At 42.1% G+C, this 20,395-nt stretch carries 16 protein-coding genes; 15 read left to right on the top strand and 1 reads right to left on the bottom strand.

Annotation, left to right across the window (positions count from 1 at the left end):
• Nucleotides 1-17 precede the first annotated feature (17 nt).
• From BIV16_RS13525 to BIV16_RS13540, 4 genes are all read left to right on the top strand, one after another.
• On the top strand, nucleotides 18-1,574 hold the full coding sequence (locus tag BIV16_RS13525) for a methyl-accepting chemotaxis protein (protein ID WP_083625147.1): 1,557 nt from the start codon (nucleotides 18-20) through the stop codon (nucleotides 1,572-1,574).
• Nucleotides 1,575-1,892: 318 nt separating this feature from the next.
• Nucleotides 1,893-3,434: a DEAD/DEAH box helicase gene (locus BIV16_RS13530; protein ID WP_083625168.1), complete on the top strand. Its 1,542-nt coding sequence runs from the start codon at nucleotides 1,893-1,895 to the stop codon at nucleotides 3,432-3,434.
• Between the two features lie 242 nt (nucleotides 3,435-3,676).
• Entirely contained in the window at nucleotides 3,677-4,369 is a 693-nt protein-coding gene (locus BIV16_RS13535) for a response regulator transcription factor (protein WP_075680160.1), read from the top strand.
• Nucleotides 4,370-4,385: 16 nt separating this feature from the next.
• Nucleotides 4,386-6,890 carry a sensor histidine kinase gene (locus BIV16_RS13540; protein WP_075680159.1) on the top strand — a complete coding sequence of 835 codons (2,505 nt, stop codon included), beginning with the start codon at nucleotides 4,386-4,388 and terminating at the stop codon, nucleotides 6,888-6,890.
• On the opposite strand, the gene BIV16_RS13545 is transcribed toward BIV16_RS13540, so the two are convergent.
• Entirely contained in the window at nucleotides 6,883-7,722 is an 840-nt protein-coding gene (locus BIV16_RS13545) for a MerR family transcriptional regulator (protein WP_075680158.1), read from the bottom strand. The two genes, BIV16_RS13540 and BIV16_RS13545, sit on opposite strands and share 8 nt — an antisense overlap.
• Before the next feature lie 337 nt (nucleotides 7,723-8,059).
• Here BIV16_RS13545 and BIV16_RS13550 point away from each other — a divergent pair, with 337 nt between their 5' ends.
• The 11 genes from BIV16_RS13550 (at nucleotide 8,060) to pepF (ending at nucleotide 20,376) form a co-directional block, all read left to right on the top strand.
• Nucleotides 8,060-9,154, top strand: coding sequence for an ABC transporter substrate-binding protein (locus tag BIV16_RS13550; RefSeq protein WP_075680157.1), 1,095 nt, complete (start codon nucleotides 8,060-8,062; stop codon nucleotides 9,152-9,154).
• Nucleotides 9,155-9,175: 21 nt separating this feature from the next.
• Nucleotides 9,176-10,063 carry an ABC transporter permease gene (locus BIV16_RS13555; RefSeq protein ID WP_075680156.1) on the top strand — a complete coding sequence of 296 codons (888 nt, stop codon included), beginning with the start codon at nucleotides 9,176-9,178 and terminating at the stop codon, nucleotides 10,061-10,063.
• 13 nt (nucleotides 10,064-10,076) lie between these two features.
• Nucleotides 10,077-10,859 (top strand): ABC transporter permease, encoded by a 783-nt coding sequence (locus tag BIV16_RS13560; protein WP_075680155.1) that lies wholly within the window; start codon nucleotides 10,077-10,079, stop codon nucleotides 10,857-10,859.
• A 2-nt stretch (nucleotides 10,860-10,861) separates the two neighbouring features.
• Nucleotides 10,862-11,920, top strand: a complete 1,059-nt coding sequence (locus BIV16_RS13565; RefSeq protein ID WP_075680154.1) for an ABC transporter ATP-binding protein — start codon at nucleotides 10,862-10,864, stop codon at nucleotides 11,918-11,920.
• Between the two features lie 66 nt (nucleotides 11,921-11,986).
• Nucleotides 11,987-12,334, top strand: a complete 348-nt coding sequence (locus BIV16_RS13570) for a P-II family nitrogen regulator (RefSeq protein WP_075680153.1) — start codon at nucleotides 11,987-11,989, stop codon at nucleotides 12,332-12,334.
• A 19-nt stretch (nucleotides 12,335-12,353) separates the two neighbouring features.
• Nucleotides 12,354-13,481: an ABC transporter ATP-binding protein gene (locus BIV16_RS13575; protein ID WP_075680283.1), complete on the top strand. Its 1,128-nt coding sequence runs from the start codon at nucleotides 12,354-12,356 to the stop codon at nucleotides 13,479-13,481.
• Between the two features lie 10 nt (nucleotides 13,482-13,491).
• The gene (locus BIV16_RS13580; protein WP_075680152.1) at nucleotides 13,492-14,979 is read left to right on the top strand and encodes an aldehyde dehydrogenase family protein; all 1,488 of its coding nucleotides are present in this window, start codon (nucleotides 13,492-13,494) and stop codon (nucleotides 14,977-14,979) included.
• 75 nt (nucleotides 14,980-15,054) lie between these two features.
• Nucleotides 15,055-16,422 carry an aspartate aminotransferase family protein gene (locus tag BIV16_RS13585; protein ID WP_075680151.1) on the top strand — a complete coding sequence of 456 codons (1,368 nt, stop codon included), beginning with the start codon at nucleotides 15,055-15,057 and terminating at the stop codon, nucleotides 16,420-16,422.
• Nucleotides 16,423-16,521: 99 nt separating this feature from the next.
• The gene (locus BIV16_RS13590) at nucleotides 16,522-17,643 is read left to right on the top strand and encodes a 4-hydroxybutyrate dehydrogenase (protein ID WP_075680150.1); all 1,122 of its coding nucleotides are present in this window, start codon (nucleotides 16,522-16,524) and stop codon (nucleotides 17,641-17,643) included.
• A 286-nt stretch (nucleotides 17,644-17,929) separates the two neighbouring features.
• On the top strand, nucleotides 17,930-18,469 hold the full coding sequence (locus BIV16_RS13595; protein ID WP_075680149.1) for a VanZ family protein: 540 nt from the start codon (nucleotides 17,930-17,932) through the stop codon (nucleotides 18,467-18,469).
• A 92-nt stretch (nucleotides 18,470-18,561) separates the two neighbouring features.
• Nucleotides 18,562-20,376 carry an oligoendopeptidase F gene (pepF, locus tag BIV16_RS13600; RefSeq protein ID WP_075680148.1) on the top strand — a complete coding sequence of 605 codons (1,815 nt, stop codon included), beginning with the start codon at nucleotides 18,562-18,564 and terminating at the stop codon, nucleotides 20,374-20,376.
• Nucleotides 20,377-20,395: the final 19 nt, after the last annotated feature.

Here is a 20,395-nt window from a genome sequence, read left to right on the forward strand (position 1 = left end):
ATAGAAATGGAGGCTGTATGATGGAAAGTATAAATTTAACGCTAGAACAGAAGTCGCGAAAACGCGCAAATTATGCTCTTACAATAACAATTCTGGTAGTAACAGGATTGTTATCGATTATGTTTCTTGGACAAATTTTGCAAGGAATTAACAAGGTGACATGTCTGGTGGTTGCAGGTGCGAATGCAATTGTCGCAGTGACCTGCGTTGTCAGCTACCTGAAAAATCCATTAAGTGAGAAGTTTCATTACATTGCATTTGCTGCATTTATGATTGCATACGAAATGTCATGCCTTTCCTGCAGCTATTTTCTATATTATATTTTTATTTATCCGGTGCTGATCAGCATGATTATGTATTATGATATTCGCATCGAACTGCGTGCCGGAATGATAGCATTTGCATGCTGTATCATCAATGGGTTAAATTCCTATTATATACTTGGCAACACCGGAGTCCAGGAAAAAAATCAGATTTTTATGACCTGTGTGCTCGCGTTTATTCTCGGAACAAGCACTTCAATTGCAGCGAAGGTTGCAAATCTGCATTCTCAGGAGACAAAAGAGGAATTTGCTTCAAACCAGAAAAAACAGGAATACATGATGGAATCCATAGTTAAGGTTGGCCATGCGGTCAATGAATCCACGCAATCCATTCATGCATTAGTCGAGGAACTGACGGAGTCTACGGATTCTGTTAATTCGGCAATGTCAGACGTGGCGGTCAGTATGGAAAATACATCTTCAAGCATACAGGAACAGGCAGAGGTTGCAGGACACCTCCAGCAGATTATTGATGAGACAATGACTGCTGCAGACGAGCTGGAGGAGATTTCACGCTCCACGAGGGCAAATGTAAAAACAGGACAGTCACTTGTTGGCGAAATTGTAGGACGAACAGAGCAGATTGAGCAGGAAAATGCGATGGTGAAAAATAACATGTCACAACTTCAGACGCACACCAAGGATATGCAGAAAATCATTGGCATCATCCAGCAAATTTCTTCTCAGACCAATCTGCTTGCGTTGAATGCGTCCATTGAGGCGGCACGTGCAGGCGAGGCGGGAAAAGGCTTTGCTGTTGTAGCAGAGGAAATACGTGTCCTTTCGGAGCAGACCAAGCAGTCTACGGAAAATATTGAGGACATTATTTCGAAATTAGACCACAATGCAGCAGATACAATTTCCTCAATGGATAATGTCATGGAGAAAATTGGCGGTCAGGTGTCTATGATACACGATATTGAAGAAAATTTTAGCAGCATTCGTGAGGGCATGACAGAATTAAAACATAATTCTATCAGCTTAAGTGAGAATGTCAGAATGTTAAAAACAGCAAATGAGACACTGGTTGACAGTACCAATAACCTTTCCTCCACCAGCGAGGAAGTCAGTGCGTCAGCGGAGGAGACAAATGCAATGTGTGCGGACAATGCGGAACGGTTTAAGGTTATTAACAATGTTTTGAATGATTTGACTGCGGATACCTCCAGAATGGATGGGTTCATTGACGAATATAACCGGATACACACAGAAAATGTAAAGAAAGCCGCTATTGTAGAAACAGAAGCATAGAGACTCTATGATGACAGAAAGTAGTAAAACCATACAAGCAGATGCAGTAGTGTAATGGATAAGAAACATGCTGGAGGTATTGACAGACTTAGGAGTAAAGTATTATAATATATGTCACTGTGTGAAAATGTGCGTAGTTTTGTGACAATGTTGAAAAAGGGCGCGAGACATTAGCGCCCTTTCAGTATGCTTAGGAGAGATACTTAAGCATACCGTATAGAACGGTATATTGCCCTATACGGTAGTAAGAAAGGAAATTATAGAGTGAGATTTGACGAATTAAATTTATACCCAGAAGTGTTACGAGCAATTGAAGATATGGGATTCGAGGAAGCCAGCCCGATTCAGGCACAGGCAATCCCGGTTGTGATGTCCGGTGTAGATGTGATTGGACAGGCGCAGACCGGAACCGGTAAGACAGCGGCTTTCGGTATTCCGATTTTGCATAAAGTAGATCCATCTAATAAGAAGACACAGGTGATTGTGCTTTCTCCAACCAGAGAGCTTGCAATCCAGTCTGCGGAAGAAATCCGTAAACTTGCAAAATATATGCACGGTGTGAAAGTTCTTCCGGTATATGGTGGACAGGAAATCAACAAACAGATTCGCTCCTTAAAAGGCGGCGCACAGATTATCATCGGTACACCGGGACGAATCATGGATCACTTAAGAAGAAAGACCATCAAATGTGAAAATGTCAACACCATCGTATTAGACGAAGCCGATGAGATGTTGAACATGGGATTTGTGGATGATATCAAGACCATTTTAGAATATATCCCGGCCGAATCACGTCAGACAGTTCTTTTTTCTGCAACCATGTCAAAGCCGATCTTAGAGATTACAAAGAAATTCCAGCATGATGCAGTGACCATCAAGGTCGTAAAGAAAGAACTTACCGTTCCAAAAATTGAACAGTATTACTATGATGTCAAAAGAAAAGATAAAATCGAAGTCTTAACACGTTTGTTAGACTTTTACAATCCAAAGCTTTCTGTTGTATTCTGTAATACCAAGAAAATGGTAGACGAACTTGCAACCGAATTACAGGGACGCGGTTATTTTGCAGAAGGACTTCACGGCGATATGAAACAGGCACAGCGTGACCGTGTCATGAAAAAGTTCCGTTCTGGAAAGACCGAGATTTTGATTGCAACAGACGTTGCAGCCAGAGGAATCGACGTCGATGATATCGAGGCAGTATTTAACTACGATATTCCGCAGGATGATGAATACTATGTACATCGTATCGGACGTACCGGACGTGCAGGACGTACCGGACGTGCTTTCACTTTTGTAAAAGGAAAAGAAGTGTACAAATTAAAGGACATCATGCGTTACTGCAAGACAAAGATTTTAGCACAGCCAATCCCGTCTACGACAGACGTTGCAAATGTAAAGGCAGAGAATGTCTTAAACGAAATCAGCCGCATTATCGAAGAAGAAGATTTAAGCCGCATGATTGATATTATTGAAGAGCAGGTCAACAACTCCGATTACACTGCAATGGATATTGCAGCCGCATTTTTAAAACAGGCAACCGGCGGAATCGAGGTATCCGTTGAGAAAAAATCATCCGGGGATGACTTTGATTTTGACAATACCGGTGCAGAGGAAGAAGGAATGGTTCGTCTTTTCATCAACGTTGGTAGAAAAGACCGCATCAAGCCGGGCGACATCTTAGGCGCTATCGCAGGCGAATCCGGAATGCCAGGAAAATTAGTCGGCGCTATCGATATGTATGACAAATACACCTTTGTAGAGGTCCCTCGTGAATACGGAAGAGAAGTACTTGAGGCAATGAAGAATTCCAAGATTAAAGGAAGATCCGTAAACATGGAGCCGGCAAACCAGAAATAAGAAGTTTTTCAATGAGCTAAAAATGAAAAACTTCATCAAATCTTAATATTTTAACTAATAGTAACTTCATAAAAGTTTCGTTACAATGTAACTATGATGAATCATGACATTGTAGCGGAACTTTTTTTATAGGAGAAAGCTGCTTTTTGACATCTTAAGCTTTATAATAATAGAAAAAGAATTCAACTACAATGATAGGCGAATCGCCGTAAGTATCTTCGAAGAAGGGGAGTTATAAGAACATGTATCGTATTTTAGTTTGTGATGATGAGAAAGATATTGTGTCTGCGCTGAGTATTTACCTGACAGCAGACGGTTATCAGGTATTTGAGGCTTACAATGGAAAGCAGGCACTTGCAATTATGGAGGAAGAAGATATTCATCTTGTTTTGATGGATATCATGATGCCGGAGATGAACGGAATTTCTGCGATGGTAAAAATCCGGGAAAAAAGCAATGTGCCGGTCATTCTTTTGACTGCAAAAAGTGAGGATACCGATAAGGTGTTAGGACTTACCGTTGGAGCGGATGATTATATCACGAAACCGTTTAACCCGGTAGAACTCCAGGCGAGAGTGAAATCACAGCTAAGACGCTACATGCTTCTTGGAGGTGGTGAAATCCGGCAGGATGCCATTGTGAATGGCGGAATTGAACTGGATGACCGTACCAAGATAGTGAAACTGGATGGAGAAGAAGTGTCTTTGACCAGGACAGAATATGAGATTTTAAAGCTTTTGATGGAACATCCGGGGCAGGTCTTTTCCCCAAATGAAATCTACGAGGCGGTATGGAAAGACAATCCATACGGAACGGAGAACACGGTAGCGGTTCACATTCGCCATCTCCGTGAAAAAATTGAGATTAACCCGGCAGAGCCACGTTATCTGAAGGTAGTATGGGGACGGGGCTATAAGATGGAAGAAGCAAGATAAAAAGAAGGAGATATCGATGAAGAAATTAAGAGGCTCTTTTCTGGCAAAAGCGGTGGCATGGGTCGTATTGATTACCAGTACCGTAATATTTCTTTTTTCTGTAATTGCAGCGGTTGTCTGCCAGGAAAATGGAATTTATAGCAAACAAAAACAAGACGTTTTACAGGATGTTTATAAGGATATCGCACAGCGCTATGCGTACCGGGCGATGGACTATCTTGACGATACGGGCAAATTGGGCAACGAGATGTATTTTTCGGATACCAATTTTAAATACGGAATCATCAAAGCGTCAGAGGCGGATGCAAAAAAAATGGATTTGAATGCGGAGTCTACCTATCTGCAGCGCAATTTTACAGAAACTGTGACAGAGGATTCCTACTGGACATTTCCAATTGAAATGGGAAAAGACACACAGTTTCACTATGGAGATTCTATTTTTGATACCGCAGGTTATGTCTGGAATGATACCGATTCGATATACTGGGTTTCCATTGACCGAATCATTTATGAAATGCAAAGTGGTATCTTTTACTATGAGTGCGAAGGAACCTATTATCCGGTTCAAAGCGTCGAAATTCCGATTGCAACGGAGGAAAATGATTTTATCACTCTAAGGCTTACTTATGTGCCAAAGGAAGAAAAGTATCAGGTTGGAGTCGAACAAAATACAACTACAACTGTAAATTCGAAAGAAACTGCAACTACAACCGTAGATTCAGGAAAACAGACAACAAACCAGCAGGAATTGCAGGAGGTGATAAATCAGATTACCCAAAAAGGGAACATCGGCCTAAGTGAACTGGACGGTACATTGTTAGGATATGAGAACTGGGATGCGGTTCTGCTGGATGGAGATACCTACGGATTTGGCGAGGGAGTCACGCAGACGATTTGGGCATCCGACAATCATAAGGCAAAAAATGTATCCTACAAGGTAGAAGATAATGGTTCCGATCTTTATGTGCGCTCCCAGCAAAAGAAGACCGCTTACACGGTATTAGTTCAGAAGCCACAGGAACCACTGAAAAATGAGTGCGACTGGAAAAATGGCGATTTGTTTGTGCAGGCACAGATTCTTGTAAGTTATGGCTATCGTTTTGCGTATCTGTTTTTCGTAATTCTTGCAGTTTCTGCAGTTTTTATGCTTGCATCCTTTGTTTTCTTAATGTGTGCAGCAGGTCACCGGAAAGAGACAGACGAAATTATGTTAACCTGGTTGGATCGGATTCCAACAGACCTATATACGGGAATTGTATTTATCATAGAAAGCCTGATTCTGGCAGCCATGATAGAGATAAGTTACAGAATATACGATGGATTCTTCTGGAGTTTCTGGTTCTTCGCTGGTGCGTTTGCAGCAGGAATCCTTGGAATGATGTATCTGCTTAGCATCGCTGTGCGCATTAAGACGAAAACGATATGCGAAAACACAATCCTTGGAAAAATCATCCGTGTATGCTGGCGTTATGGTAAAAATACCATAGTGCAGATTCCAATGGTTGGAAAAGCAGCAGTGATTTATGCGGGGCTTTCCATCCTGGAGCTGATTGTGATAGCAATAACCGGTTATGCACCGGACGCAGAAGTGTTCTTTTGGCTGATTGGGAAAGTGCTTTTGGCGGTATTCCTGTTAAGAGTCGTGTCTGAGTTACGAAAATTACAGGATGCCGGAAAACATATCGCTGCAGGCGAAGTCGATTACAAGGTGGACACCACAAAGATGCTTTCAGACTTCAAGGAACACGGCGAAAACCTCAATCATATTGGCGATGGAATCTCAAAGGCAGTCGATGAGCGAATGAAAAGCGAGCGCTTTAAGACCGAACTGATTACAAATGTTTCACACGATATCAAGACGCCATTGACGTCCATTATCAATTATGTAGATTTACTGCAAAAAGAGGAATTAAACAATCCCACAGCGCAGGAATATTTAGAAGTGCTAGACAGACAGTCCTCCCGTTTGAAGAAACTGATTGAGGATTTAATTGAAGCATCAAAGGCTTCTACCGGAAATCTGTCCGTACAGATGGAACGCTGTGAAGCGGGTGTCTTTCTGGTGCAGACAGTCGGAGAATTTAAAGAAAAGACGGATGCGGTAAACCTAGAGTTAATCATCAAAAAGCCGGAAGAACCGGTTTACATCATGGCGGATGGCAGGCATTTCTGGCGTATCATTGACAATATGATGAACAACATCTGCAAGTATGCACAGCCGGGAACCAGAGTATACATTAACTTAGAGCAGGCATTTGGAACATTAACCATCACCTTCCGCAATACCTCCAGGGCACCGCTTAATATCAGCAGTGAAGAACTGATGGAACGTTTTGTCCGTGGAGACAGTTCCAGAAATACAGAAGGAAACGGACTTGGACTAAACATTGCCAAAAGCCTTACAGAGCTGATGCAGGGTACTTTCAAGCTGATTGTAGATGGAGACTTGTTTAAGGTGGTACTGACCTTCCCGGTCGCACCGGCACCACAGCAGCCACCGGCACCACAGCAGCCTATTTAATGCGCACCTGCATTTTATAAAAAATTTCACGCTGACCGTTTTCACTGTTCGGGTACTCTGCCACGACTTCACATAGATAGTCGCCAAGAGGCTCGTAGTGATTGCGGTCCAGCTCTTCAAAAAGCTGTTTCGCATATGTTTTTTCCATATCAAATTCGCGGCAGCACATTGACATGTAGGTCCCGGCAGGGACCTTTTCTGTTTTCAAATCGAGGTGAGCGTTCTGGTCTACGAACAGAAAGATTTCATCACTGAAAAAAGTGCGGTTTGGCTGAGTGATGCTGTCATGGCGCATCATAGTTCCAACATTTGAAAAATAAGAAATCGGAAAATTCTGTTCCATCAAAAAATCTTTAAACATCCGAAGATAATATTCATAGTCATAATAAGTATAAGAAAACAGGTTGGCACCGGTCTGGTAAACATAAATCTGCCGTTCTGGAATATATTCATAAAAAATTTTCCCAATTTGTGGAAGTGTCATATAACGGTTAAAGTTATTGATGCTTCGTAAAATCGCATCCTGGCTGATTTTTAATTTTTCCATTTCTTTTTCAATATAATCATAACGGTCCTGCAAGACAGAAGGCATGGTGTTTAAGTTGACGGCATTCAGTCTGTCATGAATTTCTTTTAGTGGAATCCCCATTTCCTTATAAGAAAGAATCATGTCGAGTGTGGCAGACTGCCCAATGGAATAATAACGATACCCGGTTTCCTCGTTGATATAGATAGGCTTTAACAAATCCATCTTATCGTAAAGGCGGAGCGTCTGTTCGGAGACATGATTTAGTTTTGCCATCTGACCAATTGATAATTGCTGTAATTCCATAAAATTCCCAAACCCTTTCAGAAATTATGTGTGTAAAGACAGAATAAAACGGTTACCTTTTTACGATAAAAACTTTATACCTGGTATAAGGTTTGAAATCCTCTAAAAAGTTAGCTACATTGTAGATTGCTTTAACACTTTTGTCAATTAACTTGTCAGAGCAGACAAAGTTTTTTTCAGAAAATAGAAATTATTGTCAAATATTTTGGATTGACATTATAGTTGGTATAAGGTATTTAATTAGGATAACAACAAAAACAAAAGAAATTTCCAAAAGGTAGCAAAGGAGCTTGTCGAAAGATAAGCTCCTTTTTCGCATGAAAAAGGAGGTAATCTTATGAAAAAAATGAATCTAAAAAAAGCATTGGCAACAACAATGGCAGCAGTACTTACACTTCCAACATTTGCCGGATGTGGTGGTTCTGGCAGTGAAAGCGGTTCCAGTAAAGAATTAAATCTTCTGGTGTGGGAAGGATATGCGGACGCCTCCTTTGCAGACAAGTTCGAAGAACAGTATGGATGTAAAGTGAATGCAACTTACTTTACCACAAGTGATGACCTGGTCGCAAAATTAAAAGCCGGTGGCGGTGATACCTACGATTTGATTTCTCCTTCCGGTGATATGGCAGGATACCTGGTACAGAATGATATGGTAGAACCAATCGATACCACAGCATTAACCTATTGGGACGACATCAGCGACAGCGTCAAGTTAAAGGACGTGGAAAAAGATGGAAATGTTTACGGTGTTCCATATCTTTGGGGACCGGATTACTTAATCTACGATGCAGATGTTGTGACAGAGGAACCAACTTCCTGGAGCATCTTCTGGGATGAAAAATATGCAGGACGTATTAGTTTATACGATGACATCAGTAACATTTACATGATTGGTCAGATGGATCACATCGATGCCGACGATGAATCTGCACTTTACAATATGTCCGAAGAGCAGCTGGAAGATGCAAAGACAAGATTGAGTGAGATTAACAGCAGCGTTCGTAAATATTGGGTATCAGCCGGTGAGCTGAATGACCTTTTTGCAAATAAGGAAGTCGATATTGCAGTTGGCTGGCCGCTTACCGTAAAAGAATTAAATGACCAGGGCAGAAACTTAAAATGGACAATTCCAGAAGAAGGATGTACCGGATGGATGGATCGTTTGATGATTGTAAAAGATGCAAAACATCAGGATTTGGCAATGGATTGGCTGAATTATGTGACAAGTCCGGAGGGACAGGCATTAAGTGCAGCAGCAACTTATTACACCATCGTAAATAAAGATGCATTAGAGTACATGGATGATGATTTGATTGAAGCAACCAATGCGGATTCCCTGGACGAATTTTTCTCAAAAATCAACTTCTGGCAGTATGTTGAAAACCGCGACAGATATAACGAAGTCTGGGTTGAGGTTAAAACTGCAAATTAGCAGAAAGGCAGGACCTGGTTTATGAAAAAAAGGGTAAATAAAAAATTCCTGAAATACGGAATCATCGCACCGGTAACAATCTGGTTGGTTTTATTTTTGGTATTGCCGTATTTCAATCTTTTCCTATATAGTTTCTGGAAAAATGGTCCATTCGATGTCATAAGAGAGTTTACATTGGAAAACTATATAAAGTTTTTTGCATCGGATGGTGGCAGTGGCGGACAGTACACGATTTTACTGGATACGTTGAAAACATCACTGATTGTAACTCTAATTACAGTTGTAATTAGTTTTCCACTGGCATATTTCATCAACTTTATCGTGCAAAAGGCAAAACATAAGCAGACGATTTATATGATGGCGATTATCCCTCTTTGGGTCAGCTACATCATGAGAGCCTATGCATGGAAGATTATTTTAGGAACAAACGGCGTACTCAATTCATTCCTTATGTGGCTGGGGGTAACAGACCACCCGCTGGATGTATTCCTATATAGTAATGTTTCCGTCATCATTGCAATGGTTCACATTTATACACCATATGTCTTGATGCCGATTTACACCGCATTAGAACAGATTCCAAGAAACCTGATTGAAGCATCGAAAGATCTTGGCTGCAACGGATTTAGAACCCTTTGCAAAGTGATTATGCCACTGGCACTTCCGGGAATCATTACCGGAGCAACCTATTCTTTTGCATTATCGATGGGAGATTTCCTGGCACCTTCGTTGTTAGGAGGTTCCACAACCTCAACTAAGATTGCAAATATTGTGCAGATGCAGTTTGGTACCTCAAACAACTGGCCATACGGAGCAGCCATCGGAATCATTATTTTACTGTTTGTTTTGGTTCTCCTGGAGATTACAAGTCATATGGAAAAAAGAACTTCAAAATTAAGCGAGAATTAGGAGGGGAAAAGATATGGTAAAAAAAAGACAGATAAGTAATATCCTGATCGCAATTCTTGCAATCCTGATTCTTGTATTTTTGTATCTTCCAATTGCGATAGTTGTGATTTATTCCTTCAATGCGGACACGGTAAACTGTTTTCCGATGAATGGTTTTTCTCTGAAATGGTTCCGTGTCATGGCGGAGAATAAGAATTTGATTCAGGCACTGGGGCATTCCTTACAGATAGCTGTGGTATCAACGCTGGTGGCGTGTCTGTTAGGCGTGCCGGGAGCTTATGCGATGTATCGTTATCATTTTCCCGGAAAAGAAATATTGAACAGGATTGTCATGTTACCTCTTATCTTGCCAGGTATCTTAACTGGTATTGCGATGCTTACTTTTTTTAAGGCATTAGGGGTAAATCAGGGAATGTTAGCAGTGGTGTTAGGCCATTCGACGTTCTTGATTGCGACAGTTCTTCCGCAGGTTTACGACAGACTAAAACGAATGGATCACAACATCATTGAAGCGGCAGAAGATTTAGGGGCGACCGGAATCCAGACATTTGTGCATGTTATTTTACCAAATGTAAAAACAGCCATCGTCAGTTCAGCATTGCTATCCTTTACCTTATCCATGGATGAAATCCCGGTAACCTACTTCTTAAATGGTGTGTTTTCAACATTGCCAATCCAGATTTGGGGTATGACGAGAAATGGTATTACACCGGAAGTAAATGCAATTTCCAGTATCATTTTTGCAGTTTCCCTGGTTGCCATCCTGATTTCAAATTTACTGAATAAGGAGAATTGATTATGGAAGAAAAAAAGACATTAATTTCATTAAAAAATATCAATAAAAGCTTTGGCAGTCAAAAAATTATAGAAGATTTAAGCCTGGATATCAAAGAAGGTGAGTTTTTAACATTGCTTGGCCCCTCAGGTTGTGGAAAGACAACATTGCTTCGGATAATCAACGGTTTTGAGACCCCGGACAGCGGAGCGGTTGTGCTAGATGGCGTTGAGCAGGGAGCAATTCCTCCGAATAAAAGACAGGTCAACACCGTATTTCAAAGTTATGCATTATTTCCTCACCTGACGGTTTGGGAAAATGTAGCGTTTTCCCTCCGCATGAAGAAGGTAGCGGAAAAAGAGATCAAAGAGCGGGTTGATGAGGTATTAGAGCTGACCAGTTTAGAGGCGTTAGCACAACGAAAACCGGCAAAATTGTCCGGTGGACAGCAGCAGAGGGTTGCAATCGCAAGAAGTCTTGTCAATAAACCAAAAGTGCTGTTGCTTGATGAGCCACTTGGTGCACTCGACTTAAAACTCCGAAAACAGATGCAGGTAGAGTTAAAGAAAATGCAAAGGAAGATGGGGATTACCTATGTGTATGTTACCCACGATCAGGAGGAGGCACTGACCATCAGTGACCGGATTGTGGTGTTAAACAAAGGACACATCGAGCAGATGGGGGAACCGTGGCAGATTTATCACGAACCAAAAACCGAGTTTGTCGCATCCTTCCTTGGAGAGTCCAATTTCTTTGAAGGACATTATGAAGGTGGAGTACATGGTGGATTTTTCCATTATAAGGAGACTGCTATCCCGGTTGCAAATCCGACCGAAGAGGAACCGGATTTGCTGTCGGTAAGACCAGAATATATCCAGATTCAAACAGAAAAGCCAGATGGATTCTCGTTCCAGGCATCGGTGGAGGACATCACGTACTTAGGACAGACGAACCGGATAGCACTTCGCCTGCAGGAAGGAAAAATGGTATATGCACTGAAAGATGCTGTTGATTTTTCAGATGGAGAAACCGTGTTTATCAGTTTTTGCCCGGATCAATGTAATTTCATTCACAGTGCATAGCAGGTTTTTGTTGATAAGTCAGAAAAAAAGAGTGCATGCTGTGGAAAAGAAAGGAAGGTAGACATTATGAAAAAAGTAGAGCTTATTATCCGTCCGGATAAGTTAGAGAAGTTAAAAGTAATTTTAAATGAATGTAATGTGGGAGGCATCACAGTCACAAGTGCCATGGGATGCGGTAATCAGAAAGGAAACGTAGATGTGTCCAGCTACAAAGGAATTGAGGTTGTCAACATGAATCTGATTCCTAAAATCAAGGCAGAGGTTGTCGTGAATGATGAGGAGGTAGAAAAGCTGCTTGGCTTAATCTACGAAAACTTATCTTCCGGAACTGTTGGTGATGGAAAAGTATTTATTACAACTGTGGATGAGGCAATGAGAATTCGAACCGGACAGCGTGGCAAGAAAGCGATTTAAGGAAAGGCAAGTGATGCATATGGAAAAACGAGGGGCAATTGAAATAAAAAATCTGGATAAGCATTTTGGTGAAAATCATGTGGTAAACGGCATTTCGTTATCGGTGAAACCGGGAGAGTTTCTATCGTTTTTAGGTCCATCCGGATGTGGAAAAACAACAATTCTTCGCATGATAGCCGGATTTGAGACATTAGACAGTGGGGATATCAGCATTGATGGTGAGAGTGTCATCCAGTTACCACCACACAAAAGACATGTAAACACGGTTTTTCAAAATTATGCCCTGTTTCCACATCTGAATGTATTTGATAATGTGGCATACGGGCTTCGTGCTAAAAAGAAGAAAAAAGAAGAGATTGAACAAGCTGTAAAAAAAGCGTTAGACATGGTTCAGCTTACCGGATTTGAAAAAAGAATGCCGGCGCAGATGTCCGGTGGACAAAGACAGCGGGTCTCCATCGCACGCGCAATTGTAAACGAGCCACCAGTACTGCTTTTGGATGAGCCGCTTACCGCATTGGATATGAAGCTTCGAAAAGAGATGCGCTATGAGTTGCGCAACATCCAGCAAAAGCTTGGAATTACGTTTATCTATGTCACACATGATCAGGAGGAAGCAATGGTCATGAGCGACCGGATTGCTGTTTTAAATGGTGGAAACATCGAACAGATTGGAAAACCGGAAGAAATTTACAAACATCCAAAATCCGCTTTTGTCTCTGACTTCATCGGTGAGACGAACGCATTTGACGGAATGGTAAAAGATATAAAAAAAGATTCAATGACAGTTGTATGTGAATCAGGTCATTTTCTTGCAAAAACAGACTATTTTGCGGAGGGAGAATTTGTAAATGTTTCCATACGGCCACATAAAGTACAGTGGTCATTTGAGGAAGTGGAAGGATTCCAGCTAAAGGGAATGGTTAAGGATTATATTTTTACCGGATCTTTTGTCAGTGCGGTTGTAGAACTTGTCAATGGCCGGGAGATACGGATTGCAAGACTGGCAGGAGAGGGCTTGCCGGATATGGATAAGCCGGTGTATTTGTTCTGGAATCCAGAGGATGCTGTTGTGATGAAGAATCCGGCAGGAAATGTGCATGACATAATTGAAGAAATTGATCTAGGGGAATGGATTAAGAAATAGGAGGCTGCCTATGGAAATTTTAAAGAATTACATCAACGGGGAATGGAAAGAGTCTGTGACAGGAAGAACAAGAAGTATTATTTGTCCATCAGACGGAACGGAACTTGCGAAGACAACAGAGAGCAACGAAGTGGATGCAAAAGAGGCAATCGCCGCTGCAAAAGCAGCTTTTTACGGTGTGGGAACCTGGAGAAGAATGGCTGCGGTAGAGCGTGCGTCCTATCTTTTGAAAGTTGCCTCGCTTATGGAAGAGTGTGCAGATGAGCTGGCAAAAACGGATACACTCGATAACGGCAAACCATTGCGGGAGGCAGAGGGTGATGTCTCGGATGCAATTGAGTGTTTTCGTTATTATGCAGGGCTGATTGATAAGCCGTCCGGCGGCGTCTATGATGTCAACCAGGGATTTGGAGAGATGCATTCGTTTACGATGCATGAACCGGTCGGTGTCTGCGCACAGATTACACCGTGGAACTATCCGCTGCTGATGGCAGTGTGGAAGTTAGCACCGGCACTTGCAGCAGGAAACTGCGTGGTGTTCAAACCGAGCGAGAATGCGCCACTGTCAACGATTAAGTTATTTGAAATTTTTGAAAAAGCCGGGATTCCGGCGGGAACCGCAAACCTTGTGCTGGGAAATGGACCGGAGGTAGGTGCCATTTTAGCAGAGAGCGAAGATGTAGATATGATTACTTTCACAGGAAGTACCAAAACAGGACAATCGATTGCGCACGCAGCAGCCGGAAACCTGAAAAAAGTTGGATTAGAATTAGGTGGAAAATCACCGCTTGTCGTGTTTGCCGACTGCGATTTAGAGGCGGCTGTTGAGTGGGCGATGATTGGTATCTTCTTTAACGCAGGTCAGGTTTGTGCGGCGACATCGAGACTGATTATTGAGGAGAGCATCAAGGATGCATTTGTAAAACGGTTAGCAGAGCGTGCCAATGCACTTACAATTGGGCCAGGTATGGAAAACCCAGATATGGGAGCCATCATTACAGAGGGACAGATGGAAAAAATACTTGCCTATATTGAATCTGGAAAAAGAGAGGGTGCAACACTTGTCTGCGGTGGAGAGCGTTATACCGAAGGAAATTGCGCAAACGGTTATTTTGTCAGACCAACCATTTTTGACAACTGTACCAAAGATATGACGATCGTAAAAGAGGAAATCTTTGGACCGGTTTTAAGTGTTCTTACATTCCGTACAGAGGAGGAAGCGGTTGCGCTTGCAAACGATACGGAATATGGCCTGGCGGGCGGTGTTATCACCAATGACGGCGCAAGAGCACTCCGCGTGATGAAAGAACTTCGGGCAGGAATCACCTGGATTAACTGCAGCCAGCCAACATTTTGCCAGGCTCCATGGGGCGGTTACAAAAAGAGCGGCGTTGGAAGAGAACTTGGCGTCCATGGCTTAGAGGAATATCAGGAAACGAAACAGGTAAATATCAATTTAAATCCAGCAGCACAGGTTGGCTGGTATGAAGAACGTTAGATTTTTAACAATTAGTGGAACGTAGTAGGGCAAGCAATAGCCCGATATCAATAGAAAGAAAAGAAGGTGCATGTTATGTTAAGAGATGAATTACCAGAGATTAAAACAGAAACAGTACCTGGACCAAAGGCTCAGGCAATCATTGCAAGAAGAGAGAATGCAGTACCAGATGCAATCAAATGTGTATATCCCGTTGTCATAGAACGTGGGGAGGGCGCTATGATAGAGGATGTCGATGGAAACCGTTTTGTGGATTTCATCGGTGGTGTTGGTGTGCTAAACATTGGATTTTCACATCCGGAAGTTGTGGAGGCAGTAAAGACGCAGGCAGAAAAATATTTTCATGGAATGTTTAATGTGGTGACGCATGAAGGCTATGTTGCGCTTGCAGAGAAAATGTGTGAGATTGCGCCGGTAAAAGGAGATAAGAAAAAGGCATTTTTTGCAAACAGTGGCGCAGAGGCAGACGAAAATGCAGTCAAGGTTGCAAAAGGATATACCAAACGTCCGAATATCATTGTTTTCTCGGGAGCATTTCACGGAAGAACAATGCTCACCATGGCAATGACATCCAAGAAAGCTTATGCAAAGGATATGGGACCACTTCCAAACGGCGTGTTCCGCGCAGAATTCCCATACCTTTACCGGAAACCAGAGGGAATGCCGGAAGAAAAGGCAATGGATTATTATATTGAATCCATCCATAAAGTGTTTGAGGAGTGTGCGGCAGCGGACACGATTGCAGCAATTGTGGTAGAACCACTTCAGGGCGAGGGCGGATTTATTCCGGCTCCAATCGAATGGGTCAAAGCGGTACGGAAAATCTGTGATGATAATGGAATTCTTCTGATTGCAGACGAGGTTCAGGCAGGATTTTGTAGAACTGGCCGTATGTTTGCTTCCCAGTACTGGGCAGAGGCAGGCGTAAAACCAGATATCTTGGCAACTGCAAAATCAATTGCCGGAGGTATGCCACTCTCCGCAATCGTTGCAAGCAAGGAGATTATGGATGCTGTACCGGGAGGAACCATCGGAGGAACTTACTGTGGTAATGCGGTTTCCTGCGCAGCAGCATTAAAAGTCATTGAAATCATGGAGCGTGACCATCTTGCAGACCGTTCCCTTGAGATTGGAGAAAAGGTGGTAGCCCGTTATCAGGAAATGGCAGACAAATATGGCATTGTCGGTGATATCCGAGGTCTTGGCGGCATGGTCGGAATTGAGTTTGTCAAGGACACCAAGACGAAAGAGCCATATCCAGAGTTCACAAGTCAGCTTATCATAGAATGTGCTGCACACGGACTTTTAGTTGAGGGCGCAGGAACTTATAGTAATGTCATTCGTTTTCTTGCTCCGCTTGTCATCACAGATGCGCAGCTTGAGGCCGGTCTTGATATTTTCGATGAGTGTATCGGTATCGTTATGAAAAAACTTGGAAAATAGAATGACCTCTCATTGCAAAAGTGGAGGGAGACAGGATTGTCTGACATTGCAAAAAAGTAGTAAAAGATAGTCATTTTTTACATGGAAAAGAGGAATGATATGTGGAAACAGTTTTGTGTGAAGCCGGCAATACACCAGTTTGATACTGCAAAAGATTTTTGTGAAAAATTTCACATTGGAGAGGGAGATTTGCTTTTCGTCAGCGAACATACTTATCAAAAATTTTTTGCAGAAAGAACGACTGGTGCGACGGTGGTACATTACCGGAAATATGGAAAGGGCGAGCCAACGGACTTGATGGTAGAAGGTATCTGCCAGGATTTGAAAGATGTCTCGTATCAGCGTGTGATAGCTGTCGGCGGTGGCACGATTTTGGATGTGGCAAAACTTTTTGCGCTGAAACAGGTCAGCCCGGTCGGGGAACTTTTCGAGAAAAAGCTTCCTATTGAAAAAGAGAAAAAGCTGGTACTTGTTCCAACAACTTGTGGTACAGGAAGCGAAGTAACGAATATTTCCATCCTGGAGCTTACACAAAAGGGCACCAAGCTGGGACTTGCGGCGGAGGAACTGTATGCGGATGACGCAGTATTGATACCGGAACTTTTGTCAGAGCTTCCGGCATCCGTTTTTGCGACAAGTTCGATAGATGCGCTGATTCATTCGATTGAGTCTTTTACATCCCCGAAGGCAAGTGCCTTCAGCAGACTGTACTCTAAAAAGGCGATGAGCATCATTTTAGAAACCTATCAAAAACTTGAGACAGAGGGAATGGATCAGCGAAAAAAATATATGGAGCAGATGCTCTTGGCGAGTACTTATGCCGGAATTGCATTTGGCAATGCCGGTTGCGCAGCAGTTCATGCGATGAGTTATCCGCTTGGCGCAAAATATCATGTGCCACATGGGGAGGCAAATTATGCGATGTTCACCGGTGTTTATTATGCTTATCTGGAACTGGACCCGGATGGCGGAATCCAGGAGCTAAACCAGATTTTAGCATCCCTTCTTGGTTGTGAAACAAAGGATGTCTACCAGGAGCTGGATCATCTTCTTGGACTTTTGATTCCGAAAAAAGCGCTGCGTGAGTATGGTGTTACGAAAGAAGATATTGATGCATTTACAGATGTAGTTATGACAAAACAAGGACGCCTTATGGCAAATAATTACACGGAACTTACACGGGAAAAGGTAGCAGAAATTTACCGCAGCCTATATGTATAAGAAGAAAAGTGACAGAAATTTATTATAGCTTTTATGAAATAGGTGTGATAGAACAAAAATCTTATTTTTTAATTAAAAATTTTTTATGAATCATGGAAAAACCTCTTGTACGAAAATTCGTATGTTATACTGCTTCAAGAAAAGGTTACTTACAGTTTTCTTCAAAGTCACAAAAAGAGTCTTGCCTTTGTGTGATTTGCCAGCAACTAGTTTGTGAGCAACCTTTTGACACCTGAATCCTTAATTAAGAAATTAGAAATTTTAGAATTCGTACAGGGGGTATGATATGTTTTTAAGTTATCTTATTTTTATCTTTCCGGCGGTTGCAGTATTATCCGCCATCCTTTATCTTCCATTTTATTTTGTACAACGAAAAAAATACGGAAAGCGTCCGTTTTCTATTCATTTTGCAAATTACGGATTGATTGGCGTGACGCTAAGTATCTTATATCTCACAGTCTTTTTGGGTGGGATTACGTTTACACCTGGGTATCATTTATATAATCTGATTCCATTTGTCTGGGTAAAACAGACCTATGCGATGGGATATGGAAAAATGATGAAACAGCTTTTGCTCAACATCGGAATGTTTGTGCCGTTTGGATTTTTCCTGCCGTTTGCCGTGAAACGAATGCGGAAATGGAACCGTATTTTTTTGACGGCGATGATGTTTTCTTTTGCAATCGAATTCGTGCAGTATTTTATAGGAAGATCTGCGGATGTAGATGATTTGATTACCAATACCATCGGTGGACTCATCGGGTATGTGTTGTTTTATTTACTTTTCATGAGAAAGAAAAAGCAAGAAGAATATGGAAATGTATGATGTAAGTAACGTCCATTCATGATATACTTCAGTTATAGAAAAATCAGAGGGTAATGGTGTAAATATACACGATTACAGAAAGGCGTGGAGTTATGGCAAAAGAATTAGCAGCAAGAAAAGACGTCCCGGTAGAGGAAACATGGGACTTATCCTTGATTTATGAGACAGAAGAGCTTATGTATCAGGATGCAGATAAAATGAAAAAACTGGTAGAGGAGACGATTTCCAACTACAAAGGTAATTTGAATACAGCAGAAAAAATCAATGCTTGTCTGGATAATTACCGTGAAATCGTGCGCATTGCGACATTGGTGACGCACTACACAGATTTGGCGGTATCCGTAGATTATTATGATGCACACAATATGCAGAGAAATAATAAGATTGGAAATCTGGTTGCAGAACTTTTCAGTAAGTTAAGCTTTATTGAAAGTGAACTGTTAGAGCAGAGCGACGAGACATTGCAGAAGGCAATTGCGATTGCAACGGATAACAAACATTACATCGAAGATGTTCTTCGTGGAAAACCACACCATCTCCATCCGGAGGCAGAGCGTGTATTAGCAGCACTTTCCCAGACGATGAATGCGCCATACAACATTTACGAGCAGACCAAATTGGCAGATATGCAGTTTGAGAATTTCGAGGTAGATGGAAAAGAATACCCATTGGGTTATTCTTTGTTTGAAGATAACTATGAATACGATTGCAGCGCAAAGGTTCGTAGAGCGGCATTTAATGCATTTTCCAGGAAAATCCGTCAATATGAAAATACAACAGCAGCAGCTTATCAGACCCAGGTGCAGAAGGAAAAGACCATTGCGACACTGCGCGGATATGATTCTGTTTTCGATTACCTGCTGTTTGAGCAGAAAGTCAGCCGTGAACTTTACGACAGACAGATTGATTTAATCACAGAAAAGCTTGCACCACACATGAGAAAATATGCGAAACTTCTTCAGAAAATCCATGGATTGGAAAAGATGACGTTTGCAGACTTAAAGATTGCCGTTGACCCGGAATACGACCCACGTGTTACAATCGAGGAATCCAAAGAATACATTGAAAAAGGGTTATCCATTTTAGGGGACGACTATGTGAAGATGATTCAGACAGCTTACAAGGAAAGATGGGTCGATTTTGCACAGAACAAAGGAAAATCTACCGGTGGTTTCTGCGCAAGCCCTTATGGAAAAGGCTCTTTTATTCTGCTTTCCTGGCACAACCGCATGGCAGATGTTTTCACACTTGCGCATGAACTTGGACATGCAGGTCATTTCAAAGCCTGCAACAGCAGCCAGTCTATTTTTGACACAGAGGTTTCTACTTATTTTGTAGAATCACCTTCCACCATGAATGAGCTTTTGATGGCAAATTATCTGGTAAAGACCAATCCGGACAAACGTTTCCGCCGCTGGGTACTTTCCTGCATGATTAGCAATACTTATTATCACAACTTTGTGACACATTTAATGGAAGCAGCTTACCAGAGAGAAGTTTACAAAATCATCGATGCGGGCGGAAGTGTTCAGGCAGAGACTTTAAGCAGCATCATGAAAGAGACGTTGAGCAAATTCTGGGGCGATGCCGTAGAATTAAACGAAGGTGCAGAGCTTACCTGGATGCGCCAGCCACATTATTATATGGGCTTATATTCTTACACTTACAGCGCAGGTCTTACGATTGCAACCGAGGTCAGCAAACGAATCGAAAAAGAAGGTCAGCCAGCCGTAGATGACTGGAAAAAAGTATTGGCAGCCGGAAGCACCCTCACTCCGGTAGAACTTGCAAAATTAGCAAAGGTTGACATAACAACAGAAGCACCGCTTCTCGATACGATTGAAACCATCGGTGGCATTATCGATGAAATCTGTCAGCTGACGGAGGAAATTGAGGCAGAGCAGTAAATCTGTCTTGTTCCAGAAC

It is taken from the genome of Roseburia sp. 831b (assembly GCF_001940165.2).
GTDB lineage: Bacteria > Bacillota > Clostridia > Lachnospirales > Lachnospiraceae > Roseburia.